This is a genomic window from Dermacoccus sp. PAMC28757 (assembly GCF_014302635.1).
Taxonomy (GTDB): domain Bacteria; phylum Actinomycetota; class Actinomycetes; order Actinomycetales; family Dermatophilaceae; genus Dermacoccus; species Dermacoccus abyssi.
Genome location: NZ_CP060292.1, coordinates 71,346 through 94,336 on the forward strand (window position 1 = coordinate 71,346; position 22,991 = coordinate 94,336).

23 protein-coding genes are annotated in these 22,991 nt (G+C 68.1%); 7 read left to right on the top strand and 16 right to left on the bottom strand.

The features are described from left to right. Positions 1–45 precede the first annotated feature (45 nt). Positions 46–1,884, top strand: a complete 1,839-nt coding sequence (locus tag H7F30_RS00320; RefSeq protein WP_187036033.1) for an ABC transporter ATP-binding protein — start codon at positions 46–48, stop codon at positions 1,882–1,884. 349 nt (positions 1,885–2,233) lie between these two features. Here H7F30_RS00320 and hchA read toward each other — a convergent pair whose 3' ends face one another. Further along, positions 2,234–3,085, bottom strand: a complete 852-nt coding sequence (gene hchA / locus H7F30_RS00325; RefSeq protein WP_129664129.1) for a glyoxalase III HchA — start codon at positions 3,083–3,085, stop codon at positions 2,234–2,236. A 211-nt stretch (positions 3,086–3,296) separates the two neighbouring features. Further along, entirely contained in the window at positions 3,297–3,920 is a 624-nt protein-coding gene (locus tag H7F30_RS00330; RefSeq protein ID WP_129664127.1) for a DUF2382 domain-containing protein, read from the bottom strand. A gap of 127 nt (positions 3,921–4,047) precedes the next feature. Here H7F30_RS00330 and H7F30_RS00335 point away from each other — a divergent pair, with 127 nt between their 5' ends. Further along, on the top strand, positions 4,048–4,512 hold the full coding sequence (locus H7F30_RS00335; RefSeq protein ID WP_129664125.1) for an SRPBCC family protein: 465 nt from the start codon (positions 4,048–4,050) through the stop codon (positions 4,510–4,512). A 79-nt stretch (positions 4,513–4,591) separates the two neighbouring features. Here H7F30_RS00335 and H7F30_RS00340 read toward each other — a convergent pair whose 3' ends face one another. Continuing rightward, positions 4,592–4,873 (bottom strand): hypothetical protein, encoded by a 282-nt coding sequence (locus H7F30_RS00340; protein WP_047310487.1) that lies wholly within the window; start codon positions 4,871–4,873, stop codon positions 4,592–4,594. Positions 4,874–4,963: 90 nt separating this feature from the next. Between H7F30_RS00340 and H7F30_RS00345 the strand changes: the two genes are divergently transcribed. Then, a complete protein-coding gene (locus H7F30_RS00345; RefSeq protein WP_118914607.1) occupies positions 4,964–5,227 on the top strand; it encodes a hypothetical protein in 264 nt (87 codons plus the stop codon). Positions 5,228–5,321: 94 nt separating this feature from the next. Further along, on the top strand, positions 5,322–6,161 hold the full coding sequence (locus H7F30_RS00350; protein WP_129664123.1) for an SGNH/GDSL hydrolase family protein: 840 nt from the start codon (positions 5,322–5,324) through the stop codon (positions 6,159–6,161). A 25-nt stretch (positions 6,162–6,186) separates the two neighbouring features. On the opposite strand, the gene H7F30_RS00355 is transcribed toward H7F30_RS00350, so the two are convergent. Continuing rightward, positions 6,187–6,915, bottom strand: coding sequence for a TetR/AcrR family transcriptional regulator (locus H7F30_RS00355; protein ID WP_165357889.1), 729 nt, complete (start codon positions 6,913–6,915; stop codon positions 6,187–6,189). An 88-nt stretch (positions 6,916–7,003) separates the two neighbouring features. Here H7F30_RS00355 and H7F30_RS00360 point away from each other — a divergent pair, with 88 nt between their 5' ends. Together H7F30_RS00360 and H7F30_RS00365 are read left to right on the top strand one after the other, a co-directional pair. After that, positions 7,004–8,017: a zinc-binding dehydrogenase gene (locus H7F30_RS00360; protein ID WP_129664119.1), complete on the top strand. Its 1,014-nt coding sequence runs from the start codon at positions 7,004–7,006 to the stop codon at positions 8,015–8,017. 72 nt (positions 8,018–8,089) lie between these two features. Then, positions 8,090–9,856, top strand: a complete 1,767-nt coding sequence (locus H7F30_RS00365; RefSeq protein WP_129664117.1) for an oleate hydratase — start codon at positions 8,090–8,092, stop codon at positions 9,854–9,856. Between the two features lie 145 nt (positions 9,857–10,001). On the opposite strand, the gene H7F30_RS00370 is transcribed toward H7F30_RS00365, so the two are convergent. The 5 genes from H7F30_RS00370 to H7F30_RS00390 form a co-directional block, all read right to left on the bottom strand. Beyond that, positions 10,002–10,478 carry a heat shock protein transcriptional repressor HspR gene (locus H7F30_RS00370; protein ID WP_370448525.1) on the bottom strand — a complete coding sequence of 159 codons (477 nt, stop codon included), beginning with the start codon at positions 10,476–10,478 and terminating at the stop codon, positions 10,002–10,004. After that, a complete protein-coding gene (locus H7F30_RS00375; protein WP_129664115.1) occupies positions 10,475–11,494 on the bottom strand; it encodes a DnaJ C-terminal domain-containing protein in 1,020 nt (339 codons plus the stop codon). Before H7F30_RS00375 ends, H7F30_RS00370 begins: the two co-directional genes overlap by 4 nt. Positions 11,495–11,662: 168 nt before the next feature. Continuing rightward, complete coding sequence (locus H7F30_RS00380; protein ID WP_129664113.1) at positions 11,663–12,313, bottom strand: nucleotide exchange factor GrpE; 651 nt, start codon at positions 12,311–12,313, stop codon at positions 11,663–11,665. 162 nt (positions 12,314–12,475) lie between these two features. Then, the gene (dnaK, locus tag H7F30_RS00385; protein WP_129664111.1) at positions 12,476–14,356 is read right to left on the bottom strand and encodes a molecular chaperone DnaK; all 1,881 of its coding nucleotides are present in this window, start codon (positions 14,354–14,356) and stop codon (positions 12,476–12,478) included. A gap of 334 nt (positions 14,357–14,690) precedes the next feature. Beyond that, entirely contained in the window at positions 14,691–15,761 is a 1,071-nt protein-coding gene (locus H7F30_RS00390; protein ID WP_187037757.1) for an NAD(P)/FAD-dependent oxidoreductase, read from the bottom strand. Positions 15,762–15,898: 137 nt separating this feature from the next. On the opposite strand from H7F30_RS00390, the gene H7F30_RS00395 reads away from it, so the two are divergent. Then, positions 15,899–16,837, top strand: coding sequence for an alpha/beta fold hydrolase (locus H7F30_RS00395; RefSeq protein ID WP_052946768.1), 939 nt, complete (start codon positions 15,899–15,901; stop codon positions 16,835–16,837). Positions 16,838–16,904: 67 nt separating this feature from the next. On the opposite strand, the gene H7F30_RS00400 is transcribed toward H7F30_RS00395, so the two are convergent. The 7 genes from H7F30_RS00400 to H7F30_RS00430 form a co-directional block, all read right to left on the bottom strand. Then, a complete protein-coding gene (locus tag H7F30_RS00400) occupies positions 16,905–18,998 on the bottom strand; it encodes a neutral/alkaline non-lysosomal ceramidase N-terminal domain-containing protein (protein ID WP_205744861.1) in 2,094 nt (697 codons plus the stop codon). A 152-nt stretch (positions 18,999–19,150) separates the two neighbouring features. Further along, positions 19,151–20,023, bottom strand: coding sequence for an oxidoreductase (locus H7F30_RS00405; protein WP_129664107.1), 873 nt, complete (start codon positions 20,021–20,023; stop codon positions 19,151–19,153). Between the two features lie 75 nt (positions 20,024–20,098). Then, the gene (locus tag H7F30_RS00410; RefSeq protein ID WP_118915115.1) at positions 20,099–20,572 is read right to left on the bottom strand and encodes a VTT domain-containing protein; all 474 of its coding nucleotides are present in this window, start codon (positions 20,570–20,572) and stop codon (positions 20,099–20,101) included. Next, positions 20,569–21,240 (bottom strand): CDP-alcohol phosphatidyltransferase family protein, encoded by a 672-nt coding sequence (locus H7F30_RS00415; protein WP_129664105.1) that lies wholly within the window; start codon positions 21,238–21,240, stop codon positions 20,569–20,571. Before H7F30_RS00415 ends, H7F30_RS00410 begins: the two co-directional genes overlap by 4 nt. Before the next feature lie 100 nt (positions 21,241–21,340). Further along, a complete protein-coding gene (locus H7F30_RS00420; protein ID WP_047310498.1) occupies positions 21,341–21,673 on the bottom strand; it encodes a YnfA family protein in 333 nt (110 codons plus the stop codon). A gap of 19 nt (positions 21,674–21,692) precedes the next feature. Next, complete coding sequence (locus H7F30_RS00425) at positions 21,693–22,166, bottom strand: DinB family protein (protein WP_129664103.1); 474 nt, start codon at positions 22,164–22,166, stop codon at positions 21,693–21,695. 34 nt (positions 22,167–22,200) lie between these two features. Then, on the bottom strand, positions 22,201–22,962 hold the full coding sequence (locus H7F30_RS00430; protein WP_052946899.1) for a sulfite exporter TauE/SafE family protein: 762 nt from the start codon (positions 22,960–22,962) through the stop codon (positions 22,201–22,203). Positions 22,963–22,991 lie beyond the last annotated feature (29 nt).

The window sequence follows — 22,991 nt, forward strand, 5'->3', positions numbered from 1 at the left end:
ATTGACGCGATTTCGGGTTGTCACACCCCGGTGAGACTCTGAACTGTGCGCAGTCTCGGCAAGATCCTCTCCTCCACACGCGTGTTGTGGCCCTCCTACGTCGCCATCCTCTTCACCTCGGTGCTCATCACCACAACGGCGTTGCTCATGCCGTTCATCATCTCGGGTGCCACCGACGAGGTCGTCGATGTCGTCAAGGCGGGTGGGCACACCGACGGGCACGTGAAGACGATCGTGTGGTTCGCCGTCGCGCTACTCGTCGCCGACCTCGCGAACACGTTCATCAGCAACATCGGCGGGTACATCGGTGACGTCGCCGCGGTACGCATGCGCCGCATCCTGTCGACGCGTTACTTCGAGAAGCTGCTCACGCTGCCGCAGAGCTACTTCGACCGTGAACTGACCGGCACGATCATCAACCGGTTGTCGCGCAACATCTCCGAGACGACGCAGTTCCTCAACATGTTCGCGAACAACTTCCTGCCGATGTTGCTCACGACGTTCGCGGTACTCATCATCTCGGCGGTCTACTCGTGGCCACTCGCGCTCTTGCTGCTCATCGTCTTCCCGGTCTACATGTACCTGACGACGCTCACGAGCAAGAAGTGGCAGGTGCTCGAGCAACAGAAGAACGAGCAGTTCGACATCGCCGGCGGCCGCTTCGCGGAGGTCGTCGGGCAGATCCGCGTCGTCAAGAGCTTCGGCCAGGAGAAGCGCGAGCTCACGTCGTTCGACGACCGGTACGCCAGCACCGTCGCGACCACGCGCGTGCAGTCGCGCTACTGGCACCTCATGGACGCCGCCCGCCGCGGCTCGCTCAACGTCATATTCTTCGGCGTGTACGCCATCGTGTTCGTACAGACCGTGCGCGGCGTCTTCACCATCGGCGACATGGTGCTGCTCATCCAGCTCGTCAACATGGCCCGCCAGCCCGTCATGATGATGAGTTACCTCGTCGACTCGGGGCAGCGCGCCGTCGCGGGCAGCCGCGACTACTTCAAGGTGCTCGACGAAATGCCCGAGCGTGACATCGCCGCCCTCGCTGCCGACGATGCGCCGGCGTCGCGGGCGAGCAGCGCGACGGCTCGTGGGAGCGACGACGGCCGCGACGACACCGTGATCGAGTTCGACGACGCGACCTTCGGCTACGACGACAATCGCGCGGTGCTCGAGCACATCGACCTCTCCATTCGACACGGTGAGCGCATCGCGTTCGTCGGCGAGTCGGGCGGCGGCAAGACGACGCTCATCAGCCTGCTGCTCGGCCTCTACCGCCTGCGCGAGGGCCGCCTCAGCGTCTTCGGTCGCGACGTCGACGAGACGCCGCTCGCGCAGCTGCGCTCGGACTTCGGCGTGGTCTTCCAGGACAGCTCGCTGTTCAGCGGAACCATCCGGGAGAACATCGCGTACGGGCGGCCCGACGCGAGCGAGGAAGAGATCGTCGACGCCGCGAAGCGCGCCAACGCCGACATCTTCATCCGCCGTTTCGACGACGGCTACGACACGACGATCGGCGAACGCGGCCTCAAGCTCTCGGGTGGGCAGAAGCAGCGCATCGCCGTGGCGCGAGCCATGCTCAAGGACGCCCCGATCCTCATTCTCGACGAGGCGACGAGCGCGCTCGACACGAAGTCGGAGCGCCTCGTGCAGGCCGGTCTCGACGAGCTGATGGAGGGGCGCACGTCGCTCATCATCGCCCACCGCCTCTCGACGATCAGCACGGTCGACCGCATCGTCACGCTGCGTGACGGGCGCATCGACGAGGTCGGGCCCCCTGAGGAACTCGCCGTCTCCGGCGGCATCTATGCGGAGCTTTTGGCCCTCCAGGCCTCGGGGCGCAAGACCGACAAGAAGCGCCTCAAGGAATACGACATCGCGGGCTGACAAGAACGGAGCCGGCGTGGGCACCGCAGCGGAGCGAGGATGTCCGCGCTGGCTCCGGGCGCAGGCAACCGCGTCATGTGATCGCGGGCTGACAAGAACGGAGCCTGCGTGGGCACCGCAGCGGAGCGAGGATGTCCGCGCTGGCTCCGGGCGCAGGCAACCGCGTCATGTGATCGCGGGCTGACAAGAACGGAGCCTGCGTGGGCACCGCAGCGGAGCGAGGATGTCCGCGCTGGCTCCGGGCGCAGGCAACCGCGTCATGTGATCGCGGGCTGACAAGAACGGCTTGGGTGGTGGGACCGGAGCGAAGCGAGGATTCCGCCACCCAAGCCGGGCGCAGACGATCGCGTCAGGAGACCGTGCCGGTGAGGTGCTCGACGGCGAGACGGCCCAGCGCATTCGCGGCCAGCGGGCTGTCCCCCGTGAGCAGCTTGCGGTCTGCGTGAACGGCACCGGTCATGTCGTCGTTGACGAGCGTGATGCCTTGACCGCGCAACGCTTCACCGAGCGCCCAGGTGAGCTTGCCCGGCAGGTAGCCGATCTCGACGTTGGCGCCCTCGTCGAGAGAGTCGGGGAACACCGCGATCGAGTAGCCGTCGAACGGTGAGGAGCCGTTCTCGCCGGCCGCGAGCAGCGCAGCCGGACCGTGGCAGAGGGTGATGACGTAGCGGTCGACGTCCAATGCCCAGCGCAGCACCGCGCCGACGTTCTCGTCATCCTGAAGCGAAATCATCGCACCGTGACCGCCCGGAATGAAGATGGCCGCGTACTCGCTGTCGGCGCCCAGCTCGTTCTTGACGACGTCCGCGAGGTTCTTCGGGTTGCGGATCTTGGGCAACAGGGTCTCGAACGCGTCCTTGACGGCGTCGTCCTCCTTGGGGAACGCCCAGTACTCGAACTTGCCCATGAGCCCGGACGGCGTCGCGATCTCGATCTCGTACCCCGCCTCGCTCAGGTGCATGAGGGGTACGAGCGTCTCGATCGGGTGGTTGCCGGTGCTGAACAGCGCCTCTCCCTCGACGGGCAGGTAACGTTCATCGACCATGACGGCGAGGATCTTCTTCGGCCCCTCGGTCACGGTGCGCTTCTCACCGCCGTCGAAATCGCTCTTCGCCGGGACGTACTGGCCCAGGGAGTACACCGAGGGGAAGTACGCGCCGTGCTCGGCCTCGTCGGCCTGGGGCTTTTTGGACTCGGACATGGTGTGACCTCCAGATCAGGTTGAATCCTGCTCAGGCTCAACGCCTCTCGCGCTGAACTATTCCAGCAGTACCTCGGCGCATGATGCCCTGTTCGTGCTGGGTGCGATGCTTCCCGTCGAGGGCGCGCCGCTCACGTGCGACCACGTTCCCGCCGTGCGGGGCGACGGACGACGAGGCGCAATCGTGGACCACCGCCTCCCGTCCTCCGTGTCAGCGGGTGACGTCGGGGTAGGTGTCGCCGTCGAGGTCGAAGTCGACGACTTCTCGGCGCACCGTGTCGGTGTAGGTCATGTTCTGCGTCTCGCGATCGACGCTCAGACGCAGCCGCTCGACGGCGTACACCTCGGTGCTGATGACCGGGCGCTCCTCGTGCAGCACGACGTCGTAACCGTCGGCCTCTGCCGAACGGCGGGCTCCGGAGCGCTCGCGTTCGTCGCGCTGGCCGTCGTAAACCTCGTCGCGTGAGTCGGAGCGCACGCCGTCAATGGCATCGTCGTCCCGGCCTTCGGCCTCGCCGTAGGCGCCGGCGGGGGTCTCCTTCGAGCCGTACGGCATGCCGCCGGTGCGGTCCTCGATGCGCGGCTCCCAGTACGACGGAGGCAGATCGAGCACCTCCTCGCTGCCGTCGTCGTAGACCCGCACGAGGTCAGCCACCTCACGGCGCACGGGCAGCGTCACCGTCAGTTCCTCGACGATGATGCGCTTGCGCACCTCGACCCGCCCCACCTCGTAGCGTTCGACGCCGGGCGTCAGGCGCTCCTCGTGCAGCACCATGCCGTCCGCCTCGTCGCGGCGCCCGTCGAAGGGGCGCTCGACGCCTCGCTGGTCGCTCATCTGTGACTCCTTCGTCCGTGGCGCGGTGCGCCACCCGGTTTCACGTTCACGCTACCGGAGCGGTCGAAGGCACGCTCCCCTGCGGCCACCCCTTGCGGAGCGCGGCCGAGTGAGAAAAGGTGAAGGCATGACTGACAACCAGAAGATCACCGTCACCCGCACGATCGAAGCTCCGGCCCAGAGCGTGTTCAACGTGCTCACCAACCCGGCCGAGCACGTGAAGCTCGACGGCTCCGGCTTCATCCGCAGCGTCGACCACGGCGACCGCATCCAGAAGGTCGGCCAGGTGTTCACCATGAACATGGAGGGCGAGCACATGGGCGGCGAATACCAGACCGACAACCACGTCACCGGTTACGTCGACGACAAGCTCGTCGCCTGGCAGACGGCGCCGGCCGGCACCGAGCCGAAGGGCTGGGAGTGGATGTACGAGCTCGACGCGAAGGGCCCGAACGAGACCGAGGTGACCCTCACGTACGACTGGAGCAAGGTCACCGACAAGGAACTGCTTAAGAAGGTGCACTTCCCGCTCGTCCAGGAGCACGCGCTCGAGGAGAGCCTGCAGAAGCTCTCCGAGCTGGCCGCAAGCTGACGCCTGAAGCGCACAAGGCGAAGCGCCGCACGCCCGAAAGGGGGTGCGGCGCTTCGTCGCGTCGGTCAGCGCGCGTCGGTCAGCGGGTGGGCTGCTGCGCGGGGTTGTCGTCGAGCCAGCCGCCGTTCTCCTCGGCCAGTTTCTCGAAGCGCTCGGCGAGCGCCTGCGCGACGGCGGAGGCGGCGTCGTCGATCGTCGCCTGACGCACGTAGACGCCCCAGTCGTGGTCTTCGTCGTCCTCTTCACCGGCGAGCGCCTCGCGGACGACGCGCACCTCGGTGAAGTCGTCCTCCTCGAGCAGGTCTTCAGCGATCTCGTCGGCGATCTCGCGTTCGGGGAAGATCATGAGGTACTCGGTCATGCCACCACTGTGCCAAGCGTGCTCGCCGATTGCCACAGGACGCGCCGCCGGTAGATTGGGCGGCGTTCCCCCACTCAAGGAGTCCCCCGAATGACTTGGGCGTTCGTCATCGCGCTGATCCTTCTCGTGCTCGTCGCGCTGAGCAACTTCGCGCTGCAGAAGCGCGTGCGCCAGCTCGAGCAGGAGGTGACCGATCTGCGCAGCGGCCAGGACATCTCCCAGCGCGTCAGCTACCTCGTGAACAACGGCCGCGAGGTCGAGGCGATCGCGGTGTACCGCAAGGCCACCGGGCTCGGTCTCGTCGAAAGCAAGAGCGCCGTCGAGGTCATCGCGAGGAACAACCCGCAGATCTGACGACGGCTCGGTTCACCCGGCTTTCACGACGTCGTCGCACGCCGGTCGTCGGGGCGCCACGACGACGTCGGCCGTCAGCCCTAGGTTCGCGGCGATGAACGGACGTTATGTGGCGGTGGGTGACTCGTTCACCGAGGGCGTCGGTGACGCGAACCTCATGTACCCCAACGGCGTGCGCGGGTGGGCCGATCGTATGGCCCGCCAGATGGGGCGCGCGGACGCGACGTGGGAGTACGCGAACTTCGCCATCCGCAGTAAACGCCTCGACGAGATCGTCGACGAACAGTTCGACGCCGCACTCGCGTTGAACCCGACGCTCATCTCCTTCTACGCAGGCGGCAACGACATCCTCGCCGTCCGCTCCGATATGCCCGCCATCATGGAGCGTTACGAGGCCGCGCTGCAGCGCCTCGTCGGATCGGGCGCGCAGGTGCTGCTGTTCACGACGTTCGACGTGAAGATCTCGACGGCGCTCGAGCCGCTGCGGCGGCGCATCGTCTTCTACAACGACTCCGTGCGCGAACTGGCCCGCCAGTACGGCTGCCTGCTCGTCGATCACACCCAGTTTCGCGAGTTCGACGACCCGCGCATGTGGGCGTTCGACCGCATCCACATGAGCCGGCTCGGGCACAAGCACCTCGCCGCCTACGTGCTCGCCGAACTCGGCATCCCCCACACGCTCAAACTGCCGGAGCTGCCTCCGTTCGAGGCGCCGCACTGGCGCGAGAGCATCCGCACCGAGAGCCGATGGCTCGCCACCGAGGTGATCCCCCTCCTCCGGCGCCGCATCAACGGCGTCCGTGAGGGCGATTCGCTCCCCCCGAAGTGGCCCGAACCGATCCGCCCCGCGGACGGCATGAAGCGACTGGCCCGTGCGCGCGCGGGTGACGCCGTCGAGGTCAGGGCACGCGCAGGTGAACGCCACGCCGGCTGAGCGCCCGCGTCACGCTCACGGGCGATCAGACGCCCGCGCCGCGCACCGCGACGTCGACGAGATCCCCGAGGCGGCGCGCCACGGATTCGACCTCGGCGCGTCCGGTACGCGTGCGGTTCAGCTCGAGCACCCCACCGGAGACGATGAGGCCCGCGGCGACGACGCTGCGCTCCGCGTCACCCCCCGCTGCGACGAGCAGCGCCGCGATGGCGTCCTCGAGACCGGCGACCAGCGCGACGACCTTCTCGCGATACGGCCCGGGCGCACCGAACAGCACCTCCCGTCCGACGACCATCGCGTTCTCGGGGTAGTCACGGGCCTGCTGCGCGAACGGTTCGAGCAGACGCAGGACGCGCTCGCGCACCCCACCGTCACCGGCGTCGTCGGGCAGGTGATCGTCGACGAGATCACGCCACTCGTGTTCGACGACCATCATGAGCAGTTCCGCCTTCGTCGGGGCGTACTGGAACACGGTGCCGGCGGCGACGTTGGCGCGCTTGGCCACCTCGGCCGTCGTCATGCGCTCGTACCCCACCTCACCGAGCAGGCTCTCGGCAGCCGCGAGGATGCGGGCCTGCTTGTCGGCCTTGTTGCGTGCGCGACGACCCTGCTGGTCCGCGCCGCTCACGACGGGACGTCGGCGGGTCACGACCGTGGCGTCAGGCGTACCCGGCGTGGGGGCCGGCCTCGTCGGGGCCGTCGAATCGGCCGACGGTGTCGCGGACGCGGCCGTGGCGCTGAGGGGAAGCGTCATGGATCGAAACATTACCCGGGCCGAAAGGCCCTGGTGGCGCCGCAAAAAATGAGTACAGTCAAAAATATCCGGAAACGAAGGAGACACCATGGACACCATGAAGGCCGCACGCCTCGACGTCACGCACCACACCCTGAACGTTGAGGAGGTACCCGTCCCGACGCCAGGGCCGGGCCAAGCCGTCATCGAGGTGAAGGCGGCGGGCGTCTGCCTGTCGGACGTGCACCTGCTCGAAGGGCTCATCGCGCCGCAGTTCCTCGACAGCGAGAAGGTGACGCTCGGTCACGAGGTCGCGGGCATCGTCACCGCCCTCGGTGATGGCGTGCCGACACTGCCCGGCATCGAGGTGGGCAGCCGCGTCCTGCTGCAGGCCGGCCACCGCCTCCCGAACGGCCGCATCCTGACGCGCGGTGTCGACTACGACGGCGGGTACGCCGAATACGCCGTCGCGCAGGCCGAGACGCTCGTCCCGATCCCCGGCGACCTCCCGTTCGAGCAGGCCGCCATCATCCCCGACGCCGTCTCGACGCCGTGGGCAGCCATCCAGACGAGCGGGCGCGTGCGCGCCGGGGAGGCCGTCGGCGTCTGGGGCCTCGGCGGGCTGGGCATTCACGCCGTGCAGTTGCTGCGTCTCATCGGCGCCTCCCCCATCGTCGCGATCGACCCGCTCGAGGCCGCCCGCGAACGGGCGCTCGCCGTCGGCGCCGACGTGGCGTGCGCCCCTGAAGACGCAGAGGACGCCATCCGTCAGCTCTCACCCCGCGGTCTCGACGTCGCGTTCGACTTCGCGGGCGTGGCCCCCGTGCGGGCCCAGGCGATGGCCTCCCTCGCGCCGCAGGGACGTCTCGTCATCGTCGGCCTCGCCGGGCGGCCCATCGAGATTCCGTCCGACACCGCATTCGCCTACAAGCAGCTGACGTTGCGCGGCCACTACGGCAGCGAGGGAACGGACGTCCACCAGCTCGTCGCGTTGACCCGCACGAAGCGGCTCGACCTGTCGGCGTCGATCAGCGGGGTCTTCCCGCTCGAGGAAGCGCCCGAGGTGCTCGAGCGGCTCGCGCGCAAGGACGGCAACCCGATCCGTTTCATCCTGCAGCCCTGACGGCGCACGCAGCCGTCCGCTCATCCATCGTCCGGCGCGATGATCTCGCGCACCCGACCTCGAGGAGATCCCATGTATTACAGCAGTGGAAACTACGAAGCCTTCGCCCGTCCCCGCCCGCCGAAGGACGCCGCGAGCAAGCACGCCTGGATCGTCGGCAGCGGCCTCGCGGGCCTCGCGGCGGCCGTCTTCATGATCCGTGACGCCGCCGTCCCCGGCGAGAACATCACGATCCTCGAGAAGGGCTCCCTCGCCGGTGGCGCCCTCGACGGGATCGAGGAGCCCGAGAAGGGGTTCGTCATCCGCGGTGGACGCGAGATGGAGAACCACTTCGAGTGCCTGTGGGATTGCTTCCGCACGATCCCCAGCCTTGAGGTCGAGGGCGCGTCCGTGCTCGACGAGTTCTACTGGCTCAACAAGGACGACCCGAACTACTCGCTGCAGCGCGCCACCGTCGAACGCGGCCAGGACGCGCACACCGACGGGTTGTTCACGCTGAACAAGAAGGCGCAGAAGGACCTCGTCAAGGTGTTCCTCGCGACGCGCGAGGAGATGGAGAACAAGCGCATCGACGAGGTGTTCGGCCGCGACTTCCTCGACAGCAACTTCTGGCTCTACTGGCGCACGATGTTCGCGTTCGAGGAATGGCACAGCGCACTCGAGATGAAGCTGTACCTGCACCGCTTCATCCACCACATCGGCGGACTGCCGGACTTCTCGGCGCTCAAGTTCACCAAGTACAACCAGTACGAGTCGCTCGTGCTGCCGATGACGAAGTGGCTGAGCGAGCAGGGCGTGCGTTTCCAGTACGACACGGAGGTGACGGACGTCGAGTTCGACCTGACGGCGTCGGCCAAGCGCGCGACCCGCATCGAGTGGACCCGCACCGGTGAGCACGCCGGTGACACGGGCGTCGACCTCGGGGAAGACGATTACGTCCTGATGACGATCGGCTCACTCGTCGACAACTCCGACGAGGGCGACCACCACACCGCCGCGACGCTGAACCGCGGCCCTGCGTCGGCGTGGGACCTGTGGAAGAAGATCGCGCGCAAGGATCCGTCGTTCGGGCGTCCCGAGGTGTTCTGCAGCTCCATCGACGAGACGAAGTGGGAGTCGGCGACCGTCACGACGCTCGATGAGCGCATCCCCGAGTACATCCGGCGCATCGCCAAGCGCGACCCCTTCAGCGGACGGGTCGTGACGGGCGGCATCGTCACCGTCAAGGATTCGAGCTGGCTCATGAGCTGGACGGTGAACCGCCAGCCGCACTTCAAGAAGCAGCCGAAGGACCAGATCGTCGTGTGGGTCTACAGCCTGTTCGTCGACACGCCCGGCGACTACGTCAAGAAGCCGATGAGCGAGTGCACCGGCGAGGAGATCACCGCCGAGTGGCTCTACCACCTCGGCGTGCCCGAGGCTGACATTCCCGAACTCGCGGCGACGGGCGCGAAGTGCGTACCGGTCATGATGCCGTACGTGACGTCGTTCTTCATGCCCCGCAAGGCCGGTGACCGCCCTGACGTCGTGCCGGAGGGCGCGGAGAACTTCGCCTTCATCGGCCAGTTCGCCGAGACGAGCCGCGACTGCATCTTCACGACCGAGTACTCGGTGCGCACCGGCATGGAAGCCACCTACCAGTTGTTCGGCGTCGAGCGCGGTGTTCCCGATGTGTTCAACTCGACCTACGACGTGCGGACGCTGCTCGACGCCTCGGCGCGCCTCAAGGACGGCGAGAAGACCGAGCTGCCCGGCCCCGCCGTACTGCGCCGCAAGATCGCGAAGGGGCTCGACTCCACCGAGATCGGCGTGCTGCTGCGCGAGCACGGCATCCTGTGACGGCGACCTGACGCCCGCATCGCGCGCCGAGGCCCTCATCCCGAGTCGGGGATGAGGGCATCGGCCATGCAGGTGTTGTACGACGACGGTGTGGCGCTGCGTCGCGCGCTCCGGAGGGTGCGACGTGCGTCTGACGAGCTCGGGCTCAGCGGGTGCCGTACGGCACGAGCGAACGCCCGGTCGAGCGCGGGCGCGGTCGTTCGCCGGGCCGCAGCGCGACGATGCCGTCGCGCCCGGCCGCGAAGACGCGCGTGTGAGAGCGCGATTCGAGCGCGTCGCGGTACTGCGCGTTCTGTTCGCTCAGCTCCTCGATCCGCGCCCGCAGCGCCGCGACCTGGTGCTCAAGCTCCATGATGCGTTGGATGCCGGCGAGCGAGACGCCCTCCGACGACAACTCCTGCACCTGACGCAACTGCGCGATGTCGCGCATCGAGTAGCGGCGACCGCCGCCACCCGTGCGTTCGGGGGTGACAAGCCCCAGACGGTCGTACTGGCGCAACGTCTGCGCGTGCATGCCCGCCAGTTCGGCCGCCACCGAGATGACGTAGACCGGCTTGGACGGGTCGGCACGCACGAAGTCGGCCTGCCCGGAGCGGAAACCACCGCTCTCGCGCGGTGTCACGACGCGGCCTGACGCGCCTTAGCGAGCAGCTCTTCGCGCGGGTCGGCTTCGCCCGCCGCGAGGGTCTCGACAGCCTGACGCTGCTCGTCGGTGAGCTCCTTCGGCACGACGACGTGAACCTTCGCGATGAGGTCGCCGGTCGCCTTCTTCGTCTTCACGCCACGGCCCTTGACGCGCAGGCTGCGGCCCGAGGGCGTGCCGGGCGCGACGCGGACCTTGACGCTCTTGCCGTCGAAGGTGGGCACCTGCACCGTGGCGCCGAGGGTCGCCTCGGCGAACGTCACGGGCAGCTCGACGGTGAGGTTGTCACCGTCGCGGCCGAAGATCGGGTCGGTGCCGACGCTGACGTGCAGGATCATGTCGCCGTTCGGGCCACCGCCGAAGCCGGCACGGCCCTTGCCGCGCAACCGGATCTTCTGCCCGTCCTTCACCCCGGCCGGAATGCGCGCGGTGAAGCTCTGGCCATCGGCGTCGCTGATGCGCACCTCGCTGCCCTCGACGGCCTGACGGAACGTGATCGAGGCGCGCGCCTCGACATCCTGGCCACCGCGCGGCTGCGCCTGACGCTGGTAGCCGCCCCCACCGGGGAACCCTCCGCCGGAGAAGCCACCACCGGCTCCGCCGAACTGTGCGAGCAGATCCTCGAGGTTGAGGCCCTGCTGACCGGCGCCACCCGCCGAATACGTGCGGGCGCCACCACCGCCGCCACCGAACATCGAGGAGAAAACGTCCTCGAAGCCGCCGGCTCCCCCGGCGCCGCCGCCGAAGCGGGCACCGCCGCGCGCCATCTGGCGAACGGCGTCGTACTGCTGACGCTGCTCGGGGTCGGCGAGCACCTGGTGAGCCTCGCCGATGTCCTTGAACTTCTGCTCCGCGGCAGCGTCACCGGGGTTCTTGTCCGGGTGCCACGTGCGGGCGAGCTTGCGGTAGGCCTTCTTGATCTCGTCCTCGCTCGCGTCCTGCGCGACACCGAGAGTGGCGTAGAAGTCCTTCTCGAACCAGTCCTGACTGGCCATGCGCACCTCCTGATCTGTGTGATGGCGCGTCGTCCGGCGTCCGGGACGCTGGGGGCGCGTATCGCGTGCGCGTGCGAAAGATGAATGTGGTCGAGGTGAGCGAGTCGCTCACCCGTGGTGGCGTGGGACCGAACGGTTCGTGCGGCCCCACGCCGACGTGGTTCGGCGTCAGCCTGCCACCGAGACGCGGGCGGCGCGCACGACGCGCTCACCCACCTTGTAGCCGGGCTGCAGCACCTGGACGACGAACGTTCCGTCGACGCCCTCGGGTGCCTCGGCCTCGACGTGCATGAGGGCCTCGTGGACGTTAGGGTCGAACGCTTCACCGGCCTCGCCGAAGCGAGCGACACCGTAGCGGTCGAGCGTCGTCTCCAGCTTGGAGGCGATCTTGCTCATCGGGCCGTCGGTGAGGTCGCCGTGCTGGCGGGCGAGCTCGATGTCGTCGAGCACCGGGATGAGGGATTCGACGACCGAACCGATCGTCGTCTCCTTCTCGCGGGCCCGGTCACGCTCGACGCGGTTGCGGTAGTTGACGTACTCGGCCTGCAGACGCTGCAGGTCGGCCAGGCGCTCGGCCGCGAGCTTGGTGTCGGGGTGCTCGTTCTCCTCGACGCTCTCGCTGGCCTCGCCCGCGACCTCGTCCGGCGTCGACGCCGATTCGGCCTCGTCGGCCTGCTGCTGAAGGTTCTCGCCGGCCGCGTCCTGCTCGGACGCCTTGACGTTCTTCGTGTTCTTGCCGCCGGGCAGGTCGTCGCCGACACCGCCGGCGAACGAGTTGTCACCCTCGCCCGGTGCGGGGTTGTTCTGTGCGTCCGTCATGTCGGACTCCTTCCTGCCACGCGGGTGATCCGGGTGGCACAGCGGCCGGTGAGCTGCCTGTGGGCAGCCCACCGGCCGTGCAGATCCGTGTCGCGCCGAGCCATGGCTCGACGATGTGAGGGCCCGGGTGGAGACCGTCACCGGCCTCCACCCGTCACCGCATCACTTCTTGGTGTCGTCCTCGTCGTCGACGACCTCGGCGTCCACGACGTCGTCGTCGCCACCGGACTGGGGCTGCTCCCCGGCAGCACCCTCAACACCGGCGTCGCCGGCCTCGGCGCTCGCGGCGTACATCGCAGCGCCCATCTTCTGGCTGGCCTCGGACAGCGCCGTGGCCTTGGCGTTGATGTCCTCCGGCGTCGCGGACGACTCCGGCTTCAGGGCCTCCTTGAGCTCGGCGAGGGCGCTCTCCGTGGCGGACTTCTCGTCAGCAGGCACCTTGTCGCCGTTCTCCTCGAGGAACTTCTCCGTCGAGTAGACGAGAGCCTCACCCGTGTTGCGGGCCTCAGCCTCCTCGCGACGCTTCGCGTCCTCGGCGGCGTGCTCCTCGGCCTCCTTGACCATGCGCTCGATGTCTTCCTTCGGCAGCGCGGAGCCACCGGAGATCGTCATCGACTGCTCCTTGTTCGTGCCACGGTCCTTCGCGGAGACGTGGACGATGCCGTTGGCGTCGATGTCGAACGTGACCTCGATCTGCGGCACGCCACGGGGAGCCGGGGCGATACCGGTGAGCTCGAAGTTACCGAGCGGCTTGTTGGCCTTGGCGATCTCACGCTCACCCTGGAACACCTGGATGTCGACCGACGGCTGGTTGTCCTCAGCCGTGGAGAACACCTCGGTGCGCTTCGTCGGGATGGCCGTGTTGCGCTCGATGAGCTTGGTGAACAGGCCACCCTTCGTCTCGATGCCGAGGCTCAGCGGTGTGACGTCGATGAGGAGGACGTCCTTGCGCTCACCCTTGAGGACACCGGCCTGCAGGGCGGCGCCGACGGCGACGACCTCGTCCGGGTTGACGCCCTTGTTCGGCTCCTTGCCGTCGCACAGCTTCGTCACGAGCTCCGTGACGGCCGGCATGCGGGTGGAACCACCGACGAGCACGACGTGGTCGATGTCGGAGACCTTGACGCCTGCGTCCTTGAGGACGTTCTCGAACGGCTTCTTCGTGCGCTCGAGCAGGTCGGAGGTCATCTTCTCGAACTGCGCGCGGGTGAGCGTCTCCTCCGCGTGGATCGGGCCGTTCTCGCCCATGGACAGGTACTGCAGGGAGATGTTCGTCGAGCTGGAGCTCGAGAGTTCCTTCTTGGCCTGCTCCGCGGCGTCACGCAGACGCTGCATGGCGATCTTGTCCTTCGACAGGTCGACGCCCGACTCGCTCTTCACCTTGTTGACGAGGTGGTCGACGATGCGCTGGTCCCAGTCGTCACCGCCGAGCTTGTTGTCACCGGAGGTGGCGCGCACCTGGATGGTGGCGAAGCCGTCCTCCTCGTCCTTGCCGACCTCGAGGAGGGAGACGTCGAACGTACCGCCACCGAGGTCGAAGACCAGGATGAGCTCGTCTTCCTTGCCCTTGTCGAGGCCGTAGGCCAGAGCAGCAGCGGTGGGCTCGTTGACGATGCGCAGGACGTTGAGGCCCGCGATCTCGCCGGCCTCCTTCGTGGCCTGACGCTCGGCGTCGTCGAAGTACGCCGGAACCGTGATGACGGCGTCCGTGACGTCCTCACCGAGGTAGGACTCGGCGTCGCGCTTGAGCTTCATGAGCGTGCGCGCCGAGATCTCCTGCGGGGTGTACTTCTTGTCGTCGATCTGCGTGCTCCAGTCGGTGCCCATGTGGCGCTTGACGGAGCGGATGGTGCGGTCGACGTTCGTCACGGCCTGACGCTTGGCGATCTCGCCGACGAGGATCTCGCCGCCCTTGGAGAACGCGACGACCGACGGGGTGGTGCGAGCGCCTTCGGCGTTCGCGATGATCTTGGGCTCGTTACCTTCGAGGACGGCAACGGCCGAGTTGGTGGTACCGAGGTCAATACCTACTGCGCGACCCATGAGGGATGCTCCTTCGTGTTGCTCACGACGACGCCGGGCCGCATGACCCGAGCCGTCAGGTTGACTGATGCTGACTCAACTCCGGTTGGTCTGCAGTGTCAATCCCAGACTCACCAAAGTTGCTCTTACTTGACTCAACTTTCGTGAGCGCTGGATCATTCCCGGGTGCCGAAGGATTTTCTCAAGAAGATTTTTCGGCGCGCGACGGCTGGGCGGTGCGCGCCGTTTCGGGGTCCGACGGCTGCACAACTCCCAAGGCTGGGCATTTGACGCCACCCCGGCGTCGCGTCGGCTGCGAAACCCACAAGATCGGGCGAAACGCAGCACGCGGACGTCAGTCTCGCGATCGGTCCTCGGCGAGGTACTTCTCCACCGCCCGGGCCGCCTGACGAGCCGCGCGGGAGGCGCCGATCGTGCTCGCCGACGGCCCGTAGCCGACGAAGTGGATCCGCGGGTCGAGCGCGGCCGTCGTCGCGCCCTGGACGTTGCCCGGCACCCGCTCGAGCGCGATGCCGCCGGCCGACGAGCGCAGGTGCAACGGCGCGAGGTGGTCGATCGCGGGCCGGAAGCCCGTCGCCCACAGAATGACGTCGACACGCTCGAACCGGCCATCCGACCAGCGCAGCCCGTCCGGTTCGATCCGCTCGAACATCGGCAACCGCGCGTCGTACACACCGAGGCGGGCCGCATCCTTCTCCTGGGGCCGCAAGGTGAGTGCTGTCCCGGAGACGACACTCTGAACCGGCAACCCCTGCACGGCCCGCTCCTCGATGCCCGTGACGACGGCGACGCCGTCGAACCCCTCGCTCCACACCGGCTCGCGCCGCGTCACCCACACGACGTCGGCGATCGGGGCGATCTGCCCGATGAACTGCACCGCCGACGCGCCGCCCCCGACGACCGCGACACGCTTGCCGCGCAGGTGCTCCGGGCCGGGGTAGGTGGCGGTGTGGAACTGCTCCCCCGCGAACTGCGCCGCACCCGGATAGGTCGGCACGAAGGGCCGGGTCCATGTGCCCGTCGCATTGACGAGGGTGCGCGTGCGCCACGTGCGGCCGTCGTCGGCCGTGACGACGAGCGGGCCCCGCCGCGCCCCGTCCTCCGCCTCCACGCGCATCACCTTGACGGGCCGTTCGACCGGCAGGTCGTGTTCGCTCTCGTACTCACCGAAGTACTCCGGAATGACGACGTTCGCCCGTTCCGGTGAGCGCCCGGGCGCGGTTGAGTCGGGCAGGTCGGCGACTCCGTGGACGTCGTCCATCGTGAGCGCGTCCCAGCGGTGCTGCCACGCCCCGCCCGGGCCGGAATCGCGGTCGAGCACGACGTGCTCGATGCCCCGCCGCTTCAGCGCATAGGACGACGCCAGGCCACCCTGACCGGCTCCGATGACGAGGGAATCGTGGATCACGCACACGAGAACGCCGCCGATCGTGCGGTTATGCCGTCACCGGCCGCGCTGATTACCGCCGGGTAGGCTCTTCGGGCAGTGGGGCGATCGGCAAGGCCACCCCATCGAGACGACATGCAGAGGGTGACGAACACGTGAGCGCACAGGCCGTTGCTGCCGACGAGAAGGTGCAGGGCGAGAACGTCACCGTCCGTCGCGTGCGCCGCGGCACGACCCAGGCCCGCGTCACCACGCTCAAGGGTCCGGCAGGCCGGGACTTCGTCCTGCTCGCCGGCATCGGCGTCGCCTCGAACTACTACGTACGCCTCGCGGCGGACCTCAACACCACCGGTTCGGTCCACGCCATCGACCTGCCCGGGTTCGGCGGGGTGCGTCACCGCGACCGCGCGCTCGACATCGGCGACTTCGCCGAGATCGCGGGCGCCGTCATCGACGACCTCGGCCTCGACGACCCCGTCGTCATTGGTCACTCGATGGGCGCTCAGGTCGCCACGGAGCTTGCCGCCCGCCGCCCCGAGCTCACCTCGCTCGTCCTCATCGGCCCTGTCATCGACGCCGACGCCCGCACCATCCCCCAGCAGATCCTTCGCCTCGCGCACTCCGCGCTCTACGAACCGGGCGCGGTGCGGGTGCTCGTCGGGATGTCGTACGCGATGTGCGGCCCGCGCTGGATCCTCAAGACCCTGCCTCGCATGATGCGCTACCGCATCGAGGAGCGCATCGGCGCCGTGCAGGCCGACACGCTCATCGTGCGCGGCGACCACGACGCGAACTGCCCTCGCGAGTGGGCCGAGCGCCTCGTCGAGCTCGTTCCTCGCGGCCGAGCCGTCGAGGTCGACGACGCCGCGCACTCCGTCATGTACCGCCACGCGCACGAGGTGGCGAAGCTCTGCCTGCTCCACGACGGGGGCGAGGAAGCCGTGCGCGAGCTCGAGCCGCCGAGCAAACCGCGCCACCCCGCCATGCGGGTGCGCGGCGTCGCGATGAACGTCGCCGGCATGGTGCGCGGCGACGACGCGCTCATCGCGCGCGGCATCGTCACCCAGCGCCACGCCACCGACATGGCCGACTGAACCAGCCGCACCAACACAGCTCGGCCCCGAAACGGCGAACGTTGCGGGGCCGAGGTGCGTCCACAGGTCAGTTGACCGTGAACTCCTGCGAGGTTCCGGTGTACGGCGAGACCTTGCCGTTCCAGCCGTTCTTCCAGTCACCCGTCTGCACAAGGCGGTAGGTGCCCGCCGGGACGTCGCCCCGGATGCGCCAGTCCACCGTCGTGCGCGAGTATGAGGCGCCCTCGCGCTTCCACGTGTAGGACGTGTCCCAGTCGCGGTCGGTGAGGTAGGTGACCCACTGCGAGCCCTCCTTGCGCTGCACCTCGAGGAAACTGCGCTGCGTGCGGAAGTCGTTCTTCGGGTGACCGCCGCGGAAGACCGCCGTCGCCGTCTGGCCACGTGAGTAGGAGGCCTTCGGCTGGGTGAGCACCTGGCCGAACGACTGGCTGAGCGGCTTGTCGTCGAGCACGACACCGGCGCGCGACGCCCCACCGGATTTCGTCGTCGGCGTGACCTGGTTGCTCACGCTCGTCCCGTCACGCATGGCCTTGGCCAGGCCCGAGTACTCCTGGAGGAAGGCACCGAGCTGGTTCGGGCCGAACTCCGTCGACGCACCCTCGTAGTGCTGCTTCGCGTACTCCTCACGCGTCGTGAGGTAGCCCATGTAGGAGTTCGTCAGGCCCGCGACGACGACGTTGTCGACGCCCGTGCCGGCGAGCTGCTTGCTCACCTCGGCCCGGATACGGCGACCGCTCATCGTCGTGGCCTCGGCGGGAACACCGACGAGCGCGACGTTGCCGATGCGCAGGATCTGCACCGGAGCCGCCGTGGGCGCCATACCGAGCTTCCCGTCCGGCAGGAGCACGGCCTTCTCCTCCTGGCACGCGTCGTCGGCACCGAGGATCGTCGTGAGCGACGCCAGGGCGAAGCGCGTGAGGCCCCCGAGGGCCGAGGTGTCGATCTTGTTGTACTTGTCGGTGACGCTGAAGCTGCCCTTCGTCATGCCCTCGTAGATGCCGGGGATGTCGGACGGGCCGTTCTCGGCGCCGGCCGCGAACGACCAACCGCGAGCGGGCTTGCACAGCTTCTTTTCACCGGCGCCCTGCGTGTACTCGCCCTTGACCGTGTAGTCGGCGAAGTTGGCCCAACGCCCACGGGAGTCGATGGGACCAGTTACCGGGGTCGACGGGCCGTTCCACAGCTGCTCGCCCCGCGTGTACTGGCGCATTCCGTCGATCTCGGTGTTGACGAAGTCGTCGCTCGAACCACCGAAGCCGGGCGCCGATTTCGAGTTGCCCTGCGTGGAGACGACGTCGCCCTCGTCCGAGCTGGCGAACGCCGCGACGAAGGTCTTGGCCTTCGTCGGGTCGGACTTCATCTTCTTCTCGAACTCGTACTGCGCGCGGCCCTTCGTGTCGCCGCTGATGTGCGTCGTGTCCTTCGAGAACTGCGTCGGGTGCGTCGAGAACCAGTTGATCATTCCGACCGGCTGACCCGACGCGGACGTCAGCTTGAGCACCGTCATCGTCTCGTTGACGTTCGAGTCGAAGGAACCGGCGTCCTTGTTCGCCTCGTACGCCTTCGCGGAGCGGTTCTTCGTCGCGCCCGAGAGGTTGCCGCTCGTCACGGAGATGTTGCCCGGCTCGACGTTGGCGTCCGCGCGCTCGATGGAGGCGACGATGCCGTTGACCATGGCATCGAAGTTGCGCTGGTCGTAGCCGGAGCCCGACTTGTCGGCCCCGGCGATCTGGTAGAGCTTGTCGTGCGACTGGCCGGAGTTGGCGACGTGGGTGTGCGTGGCCGAGAGCATGACGTTCGAGTCGTCGTAGCGGCTGCCGTACTTGGCCTTGAGCTTGTTGACGACGCCCAGCTTCACCGACTGGAACATGGCACCGGCGTCGGCGCTGACGAAGACGACGCGCTTGCCCGTCTTCGGGTCCCCCATGACGTAGGCGTGCGAGTACAGGCGCTCCTGGAGGCCGTTCATCTCCTGGTTGGCCGCGTATCCGAAAGCACCGGTCTCGGCCACCGCGCCGGTGATGTCGTAGATGCCCGCACCCACGAGGTACGGGGCGTTCGTCTCGGCCGACGCCGCCGGAGCCCCGGCGAGCGAACCCGCCGTGACGGCGAGAGCGCCCATCATCGCGAGCGCCGAGACCCGCTTGCTCTGCTTCTGCATTCCGTTCGCCTTCCTCTGTGACGCACGACACGTCAACGACCCGCACAGGTTATCCCGGACGTGCGATCAGTTAGGGGAAATGTCACCGAAACCTGGACGACCGCGCCGGGTGTCCCCCGACGCGGTCGCTCACGTGGCGCCCGGAAGACCGGTCAGGCGCCGATGGCGTTGAGCGCGTCGATGTCGCCGGGCTCGAGCGTGACGTCGCCCGCACCGCAGTTCTCCTCGAGGTGCGCCACCGACGAGGTGCCCGGAATGAGCAGGACGTTCTCGGAGCGCCCGAGCAGCCACGCGAGGCCGACCTGCGAAGGCGTGATGCCGCGCTCCTCGGCAATGGCCTTGACGGTCTCGTTCTCCGCCACCTTCGGCATGCCCGGGAAGGCCGAACCGAGCGGGAAGAACGGCACGTAGGCCACGCCTCGCTCGGCGCACAGCGTGAGGGTGGCCTCGTCGTCGCGGGCGAGCAGGCTGTAGGGGTTCTGCACGCAGACGGCGCCGGCGTCGATGCCCCGGGCGGCCTCGTCCCTCGTCACGTTGCTCACGCCGAAGTGCTCGAGGAGGCCGTCGTCGACCAGTTCCTGCATGGCGGCGAGCTGGTCGTCGAGCGGGCAGTACTCGGTGCCCGGGTCGCTCATCTCGTCCTTCGGCATGACGCGCAGGTTGACGACGGGGAGGCGCTCCACGCCGAGGGTGTCGAGGTTCTCGCGAACCGCTGCCTTGAGGGCGTCGGGGTGCTGATCGGGCAGCCAGTTGCCCTGCTCGTCGCGGCGGGCACCGATCTTGGACACGAGGACGAGGTCGTCGGCGTACGGGTGCAGCGCCTCACGGATGAGCTCGTTGGAGACGTTCGGCCCGTAGAACTGCGACGTGTCGATGTGGTTGATGCCGAGCTCGACCGCGCGCTTGAGCACGGCGATGGCTTCGTCGTGGTCTCGTGGCGGCCCGAACACGCCGGGGCCGGGCAACTGCATGGCGCCGTACCCGACGCGAGCGACGGAATGCCCTGCCAGTTCGTAAGTCGTCATGGCTCTATTCGACTACTCGCAAGCGGTCGACGAAAGGTGGCGTCCGTTCGATTTCGGTGGGCGGGACGGGCCTCGTCAGCCGAACAGGTCGAGGTGCCACAGGGCGGAAGCGCCCTCGAGCAGCAGCCAGAAACGTGCGAATCGTCCCACGAGGACGGTGGAGAGGAAGATCGTCATGCTCATGCGCACGCTGCCCGCGACGACCGCCATGACGAGCAGCGGCGGCAACCCGACGAACGACGACGCCAGCATGATTCCGGTCGACAGCAGCGGCTGCTGCGTGAGCCGGTTCGACCACCGCTCGTACGTCTCCCGACGCTTGCCCTTGTCGAGCTTCTTCTGCAGCCACGCCGACTCGGTGCCCCGTGCACCGAGCACGTACCAGACGACCTTCCCGAGTGTCTGACCGGCAGCGGCGACGAGGGCGAGCCCTACCGTCAGCGCAGGGTCGGAGCGCAGCCCGATGACGGGCAGATACGCCTCGACGTTGAAGAACGGCAGCAGCGCCGACGCGACACCGACCCCGAAGGCCAGGAGCAGCGCCGTCACCGATCACTCGTTCCGGCAGCTCCATTGGTTCCGGTGGTTCCGGTCTCTGGCGCCGAGTCCGCTGCGCCGGTGAACGGCGGAATCGGCAGGCCGATCGCGAGGAGCCGGCGCAACGACACGACCTTGAGCACCACGAGCGCGAGCGCAATGACGAGGCCCACCCACATCGACCCGGTGAGGAGCATGAGGACGACGACAGCCGCAGAGTTGACCGCCTTCGCGGGCTTCGACCAGTTCCACGTGAAGATCGTGCGGTCGACCTCGAAGAAGTAGTTCGGCGAACGCACCCACCAGGCGAGGAACGCGATCGACAGGAACGCGTCGATCGTCATGAACTGGAAGAGGTAGATGAAGATCGGCACGACGAAATCGTGGTGCAGCCACGCGAGGCCGAGGTAGACGGGCGCGCAGTTGACGCGGTCGCACAGGATGTCGAGGACCGCGCCGATGCGCGTCTCGCATCCGAGTTTGCGAGCGACAGCACCGTCGAGGATGTCGCCGACCCAGTAGATGCCGAGCGCCGCCCACAGGAGGTGCTCGTCACGTCTGACCACGGCGAGCGCCGCCACCGCGAGGGAGGCTATGGTACGCACGAACGTGATGACCGTTGCCGGGGTCCAGAGTCGTTCGGCGGCGGGGTCGGCACCGTAGCGCTCCACCAGCGTCATGCCTACCTCGTCTCCTGTGCGTGCGACGAGGCGATCATGACACGCACGAACGTCCCAATCGCACGCCACGCGGCGTCGAGACGCGTTCGCAACCTCCCGATCAGCCGCGGGGCGCGTACATGATGACGGCGACGCCCACGAGGCAGACGAGCGCGCCGACGATGTCGTAGCGGTCGGGGCGGAAGCCGTCGAGCGCCATCGCCCACAGCAGCGAGCCCGCGACGAAGACCCCGCCGTAGGCCGCGAGGATGCGCCCGAAGTTCGCGTCCTGCTGCAAGGTGGCCACGAATCCGTAGATGCCGAGCGAGACGACACCCGCGCCGATCCACGCCCAACCGCGGTGTTCGCGCACGCCCTGCCACACGAGCCAAGCGCCGCCGATCTCGGTGAGCGCGGCGAGGGCGAACAGGGCGACGGAGCGCAGGATCGTCATGTCTGCATCGTCTCAGGCGTCACTCGAGCACGAGGTGCTGACGTCCGTCGATCAGTTCTCGCGCAGCATCGAGATGGCCCGCATGAGTGGCTGTCTCCGTGATGACGTGCAGCAGCGCATCGCGCAGGTTCTCGACGTGGCAGGGGCCCCACGCGTCGCGCCACTGCAGCGGACGTGCTTCCAGTGACATGGCGGCGATGACGGCGTCGGCCGCGCGGCATTCGCGCTCGTACAGGTCGAGGACGGTCGCGAGTGTTTCGCGCCCGGGAACCTGCCACGCGTCGTCAGCGAGCCGAACCCCTTCACCGGCCATGACCCAGCGGAACCAGAAGCGCTCGACGTCGAGCGCGAGGTGGTGGACCGCACCCAGGAGGCTCCAACTCGAGGGAAGCGGGGCCCTGCGGGCGGCGTTGTCGTCGAGTCCCTCGAGGCTGGCACGCACGTGGCCACGCTGCTTTTCGAGGTAGGCGATGAGCACCGCGCGTTCGTCCATGGACCCAAGTCTGCCGGATTCGTGAGCGGCTCCGTCAGAGCGAGAGCAGGCCGCGCACGAGCGCACTCGCGCCGCCGATGCCGGCCAGGAGCATGGCGAGCGCCTTGGCCCGCTCCGTCGGAACGTGGCGTGCGAGCCCGCTTCCCATCCCGATACCGACGAGCACGAGCACGACCACGTACGGCAGGAGCCACAGCGGCGGCAACTCGTGGACGCCCGTCGAGCCGAGGAGCACCTTCGCGGCCACCGAGACGGCACCCATCGTCATGAAGATCGGCTGGAGCGTGGCCGCGAACGACGTGTGCTCCCAGCGCGTCAGTCGCGAGTGAATGACGAGCACCGGCGCGGACACCCCGCTGACCGTGTTGAAGAAGCCGCCGACAACGCCGGCCACGGGCGTCGGCCAGGCGCGGGTGACGTGGGGCAGGCGGCCGAGGCGATCGGCGAGCGCGGTGAACGCGATGGCGCCCAGCACCGCCGCACCCACGATGACCTGCAGCCACGCGGCCGACGCCGCCCTCACGACGAGCGCGCCCACGACCGCCCCGGGCACGACACACGCACAGATGACGGCGGCACGGCGCCAATCCACCTGGCGGCGCAGGGTGAGGGTGAGCAGCAGCCCCGAGACGGTCGTCGTCGCGTTCGCGAGCAGGACGCCGGTGGCCGCTCCCATGACGAGGGTGAGCGTCGGGGCGAGGACGAGACCCATGCCGGAACCCGAGAGTCGTTGCAGCACAGCACCGATGAGGATGGCGCAGGTGACGGCAGCGAGCGTCGTCACGGTGAGATCCACGAGACCATTGAACACCGATGGACGCGCGC